General features: G+C 58.5%; 4 protein-coding genes. 2 read left to right on the top strand and 2 right to left on the bottom strand.

All coding sequences use genetic code 11. From position 1 onward, the window contains the following. Positions 1 to 87: 87 nt before the first annotated feature. Positions 88 to 327, bottom strand: coding sequence for a beta family protein (locus CLV89_RS23300; RefSeq protein ID WP_110684145.1), 240 nt, complete (start codon positions 325 to 327; stop codon positions 88 to 90). Then, entirely contained in the window at positions 296 to 1,618 is a 1,323-nt protein-coding gene (locus tag CLV89_RS22100; RefSeq protein WP_106165731.1) for an XRE family transcriptional regulator, read from the bottom strand. The genes CLV89_RS23300 and CLV89_RS22100 overlap by 32 nt, the downstream gene beginning before the upstream one ends. Positions 1,619 to 2,065: 447 nt before the next feature. On the opposite strand from CLV89_RS22100, the gene CLV89_RS22095 reads away from it, so the two are divergent. Continuing rightward, positions 2,066 to 2,404, top strand: coding sequence for a helix-turn-helix domain-containing protein (locus CLV89_RS22095; RefSeq protein ID WP_106165730.1), 339 nt, complete (start codon positions 2,066 to 2,068; stop codon positions 2,402 to 2,404). Further along, a complete protein-coding gene (locus tag CLV89_RS22090) occupies positions 2,397 to 3,698 on the top strand; it encodes a type II toxin-antitoxin system HipA family toxin (RefSeq protein WP_106165729.1) in 1,302 nt (433 codons plus the stop codon). Before CLV89_RS22095 ends, CLV89_RS22090 begins: the two co-directional genes overlap by 8 nt. Positions 3,699 to 4,012: the final 314 nt, after the last annotated feature.

Below are 4,012 nucleotides of genomic sequence, written 5' to 3'. Positions count from 1 at the left end.
CGTGCAGGATCACATCCCGCGGGAACTGCGCACCTTTGAACGAAACCATCGGCTCAACCTCATCGACAAAACGGCCAAGTCAATACATCATCTGCTCGAAAGATGCGACAGAGCCACCCGCCGGTGCGGCCAGCTCTTTCCGAGGCGTTCACCCATCATGTAAGCAATCTCGTCCAGCGTGGGTACGCGCCCCTTTTCGGGATCGGACTCAGTGGGCGGCGGCACCACGAAGCGAGGGCAGACGTACCCCTGATAACGGGGGGTCAGCCTGCCGCAGGCTGCGAACTCGCCGGGTTTAGCCCTGAGGGCCGGGTAGTATGGGAGCATCAGTCTTTCCTTTCTGGGCTTCGCCCACAAACAGTTTCCTCACGGTGTTCCTCCCGATCTTGTTTGCGAACAGGGACCAATCGCCCCGTTCCTTACGCATCCGCCCGAACACAATTGCCGGATGGATACCTAGCTCGTTCGCGAAGCGCTCAATGACCGCAGTCGACTTCGCGATGCGGGCGGTAGAACGCCGCCAGCGTTCTTCTGGGATGAGCAAGTTGGAGGCGAACCGGTTGGCCTCCTCCTCCTGTTCATCGACCGATGTCTCTTGGTCCGTCTGATCGTAGAAGCCTACGGCCAGCCCGGTGGAGAAGTGAAGAGTGACGTGGGCAAGTTCGTGCATCAGCGTGAACCAGAAGTTGTCCACCGTGTCGGTCCTGACGGTCATTCCGATGACCGGTCTCCCATCCACGATGAACGCTGCGCCGTCGATCTTGAGGCCGGGGATCTGTGGCTCCACAATCAATACAATCCCGCGGTCGGCGAGCACTTCCACCGCCCGGAGCGGCCCGCGGGGGTCATTGCTCAGACGGACCAGTTCGGGCATCCACTTGAGTTCAAGCGGCTCATGAACGTCCTCGACGCCCGCGAAAGCGTCACGAGCTCTCGCGGTGACCCTAGCGCGCCAGGCGTGGAGCAAGACGTCTTCGGCGTGATCCACCACGTTGAGGCCAGTTCTTAAAAGCCCAGGGCTCCCGAAGTCGATTCGGTTCTCGGCGATGTAGCGACGAAGCTCCGCCTCGGTGAAATCTTCGGCGAACCAGCCGTTCTCGCGCCCATGTTTGAGGATTTTCTTGATCTCGGCCTTCGACACCCCGTCGATGACCTTGTCCAGTCCGCGGAGCTCCGGTTGGTCGGGCATGTCAGCCCAAGGCCGCACTCCTAGCAGTGCCGCCACGCGATGATAGTTCTTGAGGCTGATCGGGGCATAACGCTCAGCCTCCCAACGCTGAACCTGTTGTTCCTTTACGCCGAGGCGCCATGCTAAGTCCTTTTGAGAGAAGCCGTTGGCGATCCGCGCTACTATGAGCATCAGGCCAAGGTCGCGGTTAACCAGTTCTTTTAGAGCGGTGGGTCGTTGGGTGTCCTTGGCCTCTTCGTATGCCTCGACCGCTTGGGTCAGACGTGTGCGCTCGGCCTTCATCATGCGCGAGACTTGAGAAACCACCTCCGGCGGCAGGCCGGCCACAACCTGCTCCATCGCGCGCTCCGAGTGAAGTGCCTCGGAGAGACGAGAAATCCGGGCACGCGTTTCCCGCGCTTCTTTTTCGTTCAGGGTGATCCCGTTCATAGTCATGCCTCGTTATACCCAACTTATATGTTGTGCCCAAGTACCCAACAGATAAGTTGGGTGCAATGGGATTCTGGTTGACCGCGAAGCGCTAAGTGCGATCGATTTGGGCGTTACAGTATCGACCATCACACTTGTCATGGGCATATGGTGCTTTCCGTGGAGAACTGGCAGCACCCCCGTTGCGTCCGACGATGCCACGCTTCTCGCGGCCTATGCTGGCGGTCCACGAGAATCTTCGAGTTCGCTTGGGTCCGTGTCCCCAATAACTTGCTACAGTGATATCCGAACTTTGCGTCAAAAGGCCCTAAGTGGCCTCCTAATGAAGGTTGGTCGCTCCAAGGGGCCACTTAAGACCTATTGACAAGAATCTCCACAAAAGGCCATATATGACCGACATTAGCAAATCATCTGAAGCAATCGGCATCTTGCGGCCTTTAGAGTAAAATGGCGACATCTCAACAAATCGAACAAGAAATCGGGCAACGTCTCGCCCGCTTGCGCCTCGCGCGCAACGTGACCCAAACTGACCTCGCCGAGAAGGCGGGCATCGGAGTACGCACCCTGCGCCGCCTTGAAGCGGGGGACCCTTCGACTCTGGACACCTTTCTTCGCGTCGCCACCGCGCTCGATCTGGAAGAGGCAATACTCTCTGCGTTACCGGAGGGAGACATCAGGCCAATTGAACGCGTCTCGCAGAAGGGGAAGGAGCGCAGGAGAGCGAGTCCTGTATCGGAACGCTCCAGAAAATCAACATGGACCTGGGGTGATGACGTAGATGACTGACGCGAGCATAGTATTGTGGGGTCGGCGCATCGGTGCCGTGAGTTGGGATGAGGCACGCGCACTCGGCATCTTTCAATACGATCCGGCCTTTGTCGGCGCGGGTATCGAAGTCGCGCCCCTGAAGATGCCAGTTCGGGAAGCACCCTACGAGTTTCCCGCCCTTCCGAAAGAAACGTTCAAAGGGTTACCCGGCATGCTGGCCGACGCGTTGCCGGACAAGTTCGGCAACCGGCTGATTGATGCGTGGCTTGCGGAAATGGGGCGAAGCGTGGACCGGTTCAGCCCCGTGGATCGGCTTTGTTACATCGGTAACCGCGGCATCGGGGCACTGGAGTTCGAGCCGACGGTCCGCAAGGCGACCCGGTCAAAAAAACTCGAAGTGGCCCAGCTTGTGGATCTGGCCAACAGGGTATTAAGCGAGCGCGAGAACCTTGCAGGTAGGCTTGGGGGTGAAGATGACGCCGGCGCGTTGGAAGATATCTTGAGTGTCGGGACCTCGGCGGGTGGCGCGCGCGCCAAGGCTGTACTCGCCTGGAACCGAGACACCGGGGAGTTCAGGTCAGGGCAAGTCAAGGTCGACGAGGGGTACGAGCATTGGCTCTTGAAGTTCGACGGAGTGTCCAACAATCGCGACAAAGAGCTCGCCGACCCGCAAGGCTTCGGAAAGATCGAGTACGCATATTACCTGATGGCGACCGAAGCGGGCATCGACATGTCGGAATGCAGGCTGCACCACGAGGGCGGCCGAAGCCACTTCATGACACGTCGGTTCGACCGGGACGAGCGGGGGCGAAAGCGCCACATGCAATCGCTAGGCGCGATGCAGCACTTCGATTTCAACGACCCGGCATCTTATTCCTACGAGCAGGCCGTCTTGACAATCAGGGATCTTGGGCTCGGGATGGATGTCGTAGAACAGCAGTACAAGCGTGCGGTCTTCAACGTTGTCGCCCGCAATCAGGATGACCACGTCAAGAATATCTCCTTCCTCATGGACCGGTCCGGAACCTGGCGACTGTCTCCCGCCTATGACATGGCCTATTCCTACAATCCATCTGGCTCATGGACCCGCGATCACCAGATGAGCTTGGCGGGAAAGCGAAACGATTTTACCCACGGCGACCTCATGGTATTTGCTTCGAACGTGGGGCTGAAATCCAACAAGGCAAACCAGGCAATCGAGGACATCGTGGACGCGGTCGCGAAGTGGCAAGAGTTCGCTGAGCAGGCGGGTGTCGAGCATTCTGATATGAGCCGCATCGAGAAAACCTTTCGCATGAATTTGCGTGGCTAGTGGCGCACGGTTGCCCTGGGATCCGTTGTGGATCATATTTTCCGTCGCGCGCGGTTGGTGCGCGTTAGAAATGATGTCCGGCCTCTCCGAACCCGTTGTGAGAATTACGTCGCTCGCCGCCTACCGGTCACCATAGCGGCCCAACTTATCGTGACAGGAGAAGACGAAAAGGCTGGTGTCACTGCCACCCATCTCGGCCTCTTCATTCCTGTCACTGTAGGTTCCGTCGCAAAGTTTCGAGTTCACCAGTTAGGGGCTCGCTTGATCGCCGATTACGCGGCAAGGCTTGCGTAGGCCGCGAATGGGCAACCACT

The organism is Tritonibacter scottomollicae (assembly GCF_003003215.1).
GTDB lineage: Bacteria > Pseudomonadota > Alphaproteobacteria > Rhodobacterales > Rhodobacteraceae > Epibacterium > Epibacterium scottomollicae.
This window is presented reverse-complemented; position numbering and strand designations above follow the sequence as displayed.